This is a genomic window from Acidovorax sp. Root217, from assembly GCF_001428645.1.
In the GTDB taxonomy this organism is placed as follows: domain Bacteria; phylum Pseudomonadota; class Gammaproteobacteria; order Burkholderiales; family Burkholderiaceae_C; genus Acidovorax.
In genome coordinates this window covers 42,153-48,761 of the sequence record NZ_LMIH01000007.1, presented here as the reverse complement: position 1 = coordinate 48,761, position 6,609 = coordinate 42,153, and the positions used below count along the sequence as shown (strand labels likewise).

At 67.7% G+C, this 6,609-nt stretch carries 7 protein-coding genes; 3 read left to right on the top strand and 4 right to left on the bottom strand.

The window, feature by feature from the left end; translation table 11 throughout:
• Positions 1-187: 187 nt before the first annotated feature.
• Positions 188-769, bottom strand: a complete 582-nt coding sequence (locus ASE31_RS07275) for a peroxiredoxin (RefSeq protein WP_057200894.1) — start codon at positions 767-769, stop codon at positions 188-190.
• A 10-nt stretch (positions 770-779) separates the two neighbouring features.
• Positions 780-1,322: a carboxymuconolactone decarboxylase family protein gene (locus ASE31_RS07270; protein WP_057200893.1), complete on the bottom strand. Its 543-nt coding sequence runs from the start codon at positions 1,320-1,322 to the stop codon at positions 780-782.
• Positions 1,323-1,482: 160 nt separating this feature from the next.
• Here ASE31_RS07270 and ASE31_RS07265 point away from each other — a divergent pair, with 160 nt between their 5' ends.
• Positions 1,483-2,349 carry an AraC family transcriptional regulator gene (locus ASE31_RS07265; protein WP_057200892.1) on the top strand — a complete coding sequence of 289 codons (867 nt, stop codon included), beginning with the start codon at positions 1,483-1,485 and terminating at the stop codon, positions 2,347-2,349.
• A gap of 198 nt (positions 2,350-2,547) precedes the next feature.
• Positions 2,548-2,793: a hypothetical protein gene (locus tag ASE31_RS07260; protein ID WP_057200891.1), complete on the top strand. Its 246-nt coding sequence runs from the start codon at positions 2,548-2,550 to the stop codon at positions 2,791-2,793.
• 219 nt (positions 2,794-3,012) lie between these two features.
• On the opposite strand, the gene ASE31_RS07255 is transcribed toward ASE31_RS07260, so the two are convergent.
• Positions 3,013-4,401, bottom strand: coding sequence for a hypothetical protein (locus ASE31_RS07255; RefSeq protein ID WP_057200890.1), 1,389 nt, complete (start codon positions 4,399-4,401; stop codon positions 3,013-3,015).
• A gap of 348 nt (positions 4,402-4,749) precedes the next feature.
• Here ASE31_RS07255 and ASE31_RS07250 point away from each other — a divergent pair, with 348 nt between their 5' ends.
• Positions 4,750-5,826, top strand: a complete 1,077-nt coding sequence (locus tag ASE31_RS07250) for a metallophosphoesterase (RefSeq protein ID WP_057200889.1) — start codon at positions 4,750-4,752, stop codon at positions 5,824-5,826.
• 58 nt (positions 5,827-5,884) lie between these two features.
• Here ASE31_RS07250 and ASE31_RS07245 read toward each other — a convergent pair whose 3' ends face one another.
• Positions 5,885-6,277 carry a hypothetical protein gene (locus ASE31_RS07245; protein ID WP_057200888.1) on the bottom strand — a complete coding sequence of 131 codons (393 nt, stop codon included), beginning with the start codon at positions 6,275-6,277 and terminating at the stop codon, positions 5,885-5,887.
• Between the last annotated feature and the right edge of the window lie 332 nt (positions 6,278-6,609).

Genomic DNA, 6,609 nt, shown 5'->3' with positions numbered 1-6,609 from the left:
CTTTGGTGACTTTCTCTTGACGACTCAAGAGAAAGTTACTGCGCCGCCGGGCGCACATCCCGGACCCCGCCCTCGACACAAAAACACCAGCCCCCATCGACCACGAGCGGCGACAGCAAGCTCAAGCATCAAGCATTCAAATGCCGCACACCTGCGCCAATCCATCGCCGCCACATGAAAGGAATGCTCAACCAGCCACCGCACAGCCATCGGCATCGCAGACCGCGTCTCCTGGACGAGAACCTCCGACAGGCGCGGCGCTGGGTGAAGCCGTCCCAGCCCGAGCCTCGGCACCTGGCTCGGCCACCAACTGCGCCACCAGCGCCCCCACGCGCATATCGTCGATGCGCCCGAAGTGGTTCAGCCGCAGCCGGCCCATCCGGTCGATCAGCAGCAAGCTGGGCGTGCCGCGCAGGCCATACGCCTGCATTGTGCGCGGAATGGGCCCGCTGGTGCCCGGCATGTCGATGCCGATCGGGAAGGGGAGCCGGTACTCGTGCGCAAACGCTTTCAATGCCTGGGGCGTCATCACCGTATGGTGCTCGAACACCGAGTGCAGCCCCAGCACCGCCACGTCGCGCTCGTCGAAGGTCGCGCGCAGGGCCGCGGTCTGCGGCAGGCCATGGGCCACGCAGCCGGGGCAGAGCATCTGGAAGGCGTGGATGACCACTACCTTGCCGCGCAATTCCTGCAGCGTGATCGGCGCATCGGTGTTGATCCATTGCGCGATATCCAGTTCGGGGGCCAAACCGGTTGCGTGGAGGTCCATGGCGGTCTCCTTATCGGCGCAGCGCGACCGAGGGGAAATCCACCGGCACCGCAAACGCCACGTTCACGTAGTTGGTGAACAGGTTGAGCGCCACATGTGCCACGATTTCCACCACCTGGCCGTCGCTGAAGCCGGCGCTGCGCAGGGCCTGCACATCGGCCTCGGACACCTGGCCGCGGGCTTCCACGAGCTTCAGGGCAAAGGCCAGGGCGGCGGCGGTGCGCGGGTCGTCGGACTGGCCGGTCTGCGCGGCGCCCATCTCGGCGGCGCTGGCGCCGGCCTTGCGGCCCAGGGCGGTGTGGGCGGCCAGGCAGTAGTGGCAGTCGTTGCGGTTGGCGACGGCCACGGCGATCTTCTCGCCGAGCTGCGCGTCGATGCTGCCTCCATTGCCCAGCGCGCCGAAGAAGCCCCACAGGGCGTTGAGCGCAGCGGGCGACTGGGCCACCGTGCGGAACATGTTGGGCGTGGCACCAAAGGCGCCGTGGATGGCGTCGAGCGTGCCGGCGACGCTGGCGGGGGCGGATGCGCGGTCGATCAGGGGGATGCGGTTCATGGTGATGGCTCCTGTGTCAGGGTTGAGGTGGTGAGAAAAAAGGGAGAGAAGGGAGGTGCAGCTGCAACACCGTGGAATGAAGTTTCCATCGCAACGCAGTAAAATATGGTGCGATGAGTCCATAAAACATGCCTTTTCGTCCTGAATTGACCGCTCCGCCATGAATGTCCCGCTGCCACAACCCGTCGACCGGCTGTCTGCCTTGCTCGAGCGCTTTCGCCTGCGCGCCCACCTGTTCCATGCCGGGCCGCTGTGCGGCGTCACGCACTTCGCGGCGCAGCCGGGGCGCGGGTTTCTGCACGTGCTGCGCAGCGGCGAGATGGAGGTCACGCACCGCACACGCGGCGTCAAGCGCAGGCTGCAGGTGACCGAGCCCACGCTGCTGTTCTACCCACGCCCGCTGGCGCACGACTTCCACAACGCGCCGGTGGACGGGGCCGATTTCGTCTGCGCCACGCTCGACTTCGACGGCGGCGACAGCCACCCGCTGGTGCGCGCGCTGCCGCCGCTGCTGGTGCTGCCGCTGCGCGAGGTGGATGGGCTCGAGCACACGCTGGCGCTGCTGTTCGCCGAGACCGAGCGCCTGCGCTGCGGCCAGCGCCTGCTGGCCGACCGCCTGTTCGAGGTGCTGGTGATCCAGCTTTTGCGCTGGCTGCTGGACCACACGGGCGAGACCGAGCTGCCCGCCGGCCTGCTCACCGGCCTGGCCGAGCCGCGCCTGGCCCGCACCCTGGTGGCCCTGCACGAGCGCCCCGAGGCCGACTGGACGCTGGACACCATGGCCGCGCAGGCCGGCATGTCGCGCAGCGCGTTCGCCGCCGCCTTTCGCACCCACGTGGGCCAGCCGCCCGCAGACTACCTGGCCCAGTGGCGCATGGCCATTGCGCAAACCCTGCTGCGCGGCGGCACCCCGGTGAAGGCCGCGGCCGACCAGCTGGGCTATGCCAGCGCCTCATCGTTCTCACGCGCGTTCACGCAGGTGGTGGGGCAGGCGCCGCGCAGTTGGGTGCAGGGGCTGCAGGGGTAAGCCGCGGCGCTGGTGCCAAAGGCCAGCAGGAGCAAAGCTGCCACTGCTAGACTTGCCGCAGCTCTGCCCGATCGGCGCCTGGTCTCGGTCACTTTGGGAGCGACATCGCAAGTCAGGGCGTTGCGGGCGCAACTTATCGGCCTGGCGCTACTCCCATCTTCACGGGCTGGCCATGGTGGCTGGCGGGGTGGTCACGCCATGAACGAACTTGCGCTCCTTGAGGGCCTGGGCCTGCAGATGCCCAGCCCGGCCTATCTCATCGGCTCGCTCGTCTTCAGCCTCATCGGCTGGATCGTGTGGCGCCGCGGGCGCCGGCAAACGCGGCCGGTGCTGACCTGGAGTGGGGCGGTGCTGATGTTCTACCCGTACTTCGTCACCCGCGCATGGCTGCTGTGGGGCTTGGGCCTGGCCCTGTGCGCCTGGGTCTACCTGCAGTGGGAGTGACTTCGCTTGGAAATGCCGGCTGGCGCTGGCCCGCGGTGGCTGGGCCCCGCCCTCAGCAGAACACCAGCGCCAGCAGGGCGGGGTCGTCCATGAGGTTCAGCAGGGCGTAGTCGGCCCAGCGGTAGGCCAGAAACAGCGTTTGTTCGATCCAGTGGTCCAGGGGCATGGGCGGAGATTATCCCTGTGTTCACCTGCTGGCCTCCATGCCGAGGGGGATGTCTACCGCGGCGGGGCGCCTTGCTGGCCGGGGGATTCGCCATCCGCCCTTGCCAGCAGCACGGCAAGAAGGTCTGGCAGCTCGCGCACTTCTGCGTCGTCGTCCTCCTTGTCAGTGGCACTGTTCGCACTGTTGGCGCCGTGGGCCCGGGAGAAGCGCCACGGCTCGCCAGGCCCCAGGCCATGCAGATGCAGCACCTCACCGGATTCCAGCCACAGTGCCGGGGCCAGCACCTGGCAGCCGGCGGCGGTGCAGGCGGCTGCCGCGTCGCGCCCGGCCTCGGGGGCGAACTCTGCCTCCCAGCCCAGCAGCAAGGTGGTGGCGTCCACTCGTTGCAGGGCTTCGGGCCCGGCGAAGGGCGCGAGCGCCAGGATATGAGGGGCGGTGCTTTCAGGCTGGGCCACGGTGCCCCGAAGGGTGTTCTCCACGGCGCGCGAATGCGCGGGTGTGGCGCTGCGGGCCAGGCAGAAGAAGCCGGTGCCGATGGGGCCGGATGATGCGTCTGCCAGCGCTGGCGCCTGTGCTGAATCGGAATTGCCGGGGCCTGCGCTGTCATCGCCCGCCGCTTCGTCTGCGTCGTCATCCCATTCTTCGCGCCGTGGTATGTGCTTCACGACGAGCACACCTTGCTCCAGCCGCAGGCGCTGGCCCGCCAGGATGGCCTGGTAGACGGCGTCCAGCAGCGCCAGCAGGTGGGGCCCCAGCTGGCGCTGGAAGTAGCGGGTGCAAAAGAGCACGACGTGGCTGTCCTGGTAGATGGCAGGTTGTCGGACCTTGCCACTGAACAGGTCGGTGGCCAGGGTGTGAATGCTTTCCATGTCCCGCCCCATGCCGACGAACTGGTCCACGCCGTCCCAGCAGTCGCTCACCATGCAGTTGTCCAGGCTCTCGTCGTGGCAGGCGCGCGAGAGAAAGCGGGAGAACATGTCGCCGCACAGGTACTGGAACGAGGTGGCAGGGATCACCTGCGCCAGCGTGCGCACCAGGCACCGCATGCGCAGGAATACCTGCGGGCCGGGGTGCCGCAGCCGGGTGCCGTCGAAATAGCGCACCAGCTCGATGGCCATATCGGTGAGCGACTGTGGCCGGTAGTGCCGGAGGATGGCGGCGAAGGCCTCCTCGCTGACCACGGGCGAGGCCAGGCACAGGTAGGCGTGGACGTAGGTACCCAGCGGGTTGATGCGCCCGGCGGGGTCGCGCAGCGCTCCTATGCGCTCGTCGCGCGATTCGATCTGCCCTTCGAGGCACAGGCGCTTGAGCGCAGGGGCGAAGGTTTTTTTCTTGAACTCGCCTAGCTCCACGTTTTCAAGCAGGTCGGTGTACAGCTGCTGGCGCGCTTCGGTGCGAAGTGCGGCGTCCGGGGGGTAGATTTGAATGAAGTCCTGCGCCATGAACTGGGTGCGCTGTCTGTCAGCCTGTGTGTTGCCTGAGGAGAGCCGCCCCGCATCTGCTGGGTGGGGGCCGTTTGAGAGGTGGTGTGCGTTGGGCTCTTTGGCAGAGCGCCCAGGAATTTTAATCAGCGGCCCCCAGGCGTGGCTTGACAAGTTGTCAAGCGTGGTGGCGCGCTGCAAGGCGTTGCAGCGGGCCGTGGCAGCCCGTATGGATGCCGGCCTGCTGCCGGGGCCCGGGCGGGCAACTGCTAAAGTGGTCTGCCGGGCGCTGCCTGGGTGGCAGACGGATAAGTCCTTTCGCCGCCATCTCCATCATTGTGGTTTTCTTTTGTTGTCTGTTCCTTTTTCATGAGCCTGATCCAACCCCTGCCCCCCGGCCCGCTCGACATCGTGGGCGACATCCACGGCGAGTACCAGGCGCTGGTGCAGTTGCTCGGCCACCTGGGCTACGACGGCGAGGGCCGGCATGCCGATGGGCGCACGCTGGTCTTCGTGGGCGACTTCTGCGACCGGGGCCCGGACAGCCCGGCCGTGCTGGCGCTGGCGCAGCGCCTGGTGCAGGCGGGCCGCGCGGTGGCGGTGCTGGGCAACCACGAGATCAACCTGCTGCGCGAGGATGCCAAGGATGGGTCGGGCTGGTTCTTCGATGCGCGCATGGTGCGCGACCACGACAAGTACGCCCCCTCGGCACGGCCCACGCCCGCGCAGCGCCACTCCATCGTGGAGTTTCTGTCGGTGCTGCCTGTCGGGCTGGAGCGCGAGGACCTGCGCGTGGTGCATGCCGCCTGGCAGGAGGTGCAGATCGATGCGGCGCGCCTGCTGCCCCTGGGGTCGGTGCGCAGCGAGTACGACCACTGGGAGCATGCCGCCAGCCGCCAGGCGCGCGAGACCGCGCTGGAGCAGCGCATGGCCCAGGAGATGGAGCACTGGCTGCATGGCCTGGAGAACAACCTGCACCAGCCGCCGTTTCTGCACGCGCATGCCGAGAACGAGGCCAACAAGCAGATGCTCAACCCGCTCAAGGTGCTGACCTCGGGCGTGGAGAGCACGGGGCGCTCGCCCTTCTTCGCGGGCGGGCGCTGGCGCTTTACAGAGCGCCAGGCCTGGTGGGACGCCTACACCGACGACGTGCCCGTGGTGGTGGGCCACTACTGGCGCCGCCTGCGCCCCATCGACCGCAGCGTGGTGGGCAAGGGCGATGCGGACCTGTTTGCCGACACCCATCCGCTGGCCTGGCATGGCCAGCGCGGCAATGTGTTCTGCGTGGATTTTTCGGCCGGTGGGCGCTGGGCCGAGCGTAAGGCGGGCAAGGTGGTGGGGCATGACTTCAAGCTGGCGGCGCTGCGCTGGCCGGAGCGGGTGCTGCAGTTCGATGATGGGGCGGTGCAGGCAACGCAGGGCTTCGGGATACCGGGCAGCCCGTAGCCGGTGCCTGCCGAACGGCCAGCGGTTGCTGGCCATCGCGCGCGCAGAGCGCCATCATTCATGCATCGCCGCGAAGTCGCCGGATGCAGGCCACCAGAAACCCGGCGGCTGCGAGCATGCAGGCCAGGCCGGGGCCGTACTTGCCCAACGCGAGGTAGGTCAGGCCCAGAATCGCGCTCAGCCATTTGCCGCCCGACATCACCTCATCTGGGTGCGCGAGGTGCCAGGCACCGAGGCCCGCGAACATGACTGCAAGGAGCAGGTACCCCAGCCAGGCGAGCGGGTGGGGCGGTTGTTCTTCGGGTGGCTTGGTGCTCTTGGTGCTGCCAGCCGGTTGGAGGCGGGGTGTTTTGGCTGCGCGCCTGGCGTCCCGGATGGCCATGACGGGGACCAGCACCATGGGAATCAGCACGAAGACGATGAGCAATCCAATGATGAGGTAGGTCGCCATGGTCGTTCCTGCTTGTCGTTTTGCTCTGTTCTGTTCTGTTCGTCGCTTTTGGACGCGGGGCGACGTTACCACGTGGGTTTGTGGGGGGCTGTGATTTTGGGTGGAGGTACGTTCGTCAGGCGACATGCACTGGCATGTTGGTGCAGTCTTGGGGGCGTGTGTTTGGGTGGCCTTGGTGGTTGGTTGAAAGGCGGGGGCCGGGGTGTGCGCCCGGCGGCGCAGTAACTTTCTTTTGAGTCGCCAAGAGAAAGTCACCAAAGAGAAGGCGACCCCCAGTCTGCGTCCCCCGTTAGCCCTGTCGGGCGAACGGGGGCAACCTGCGATGCTCGGAT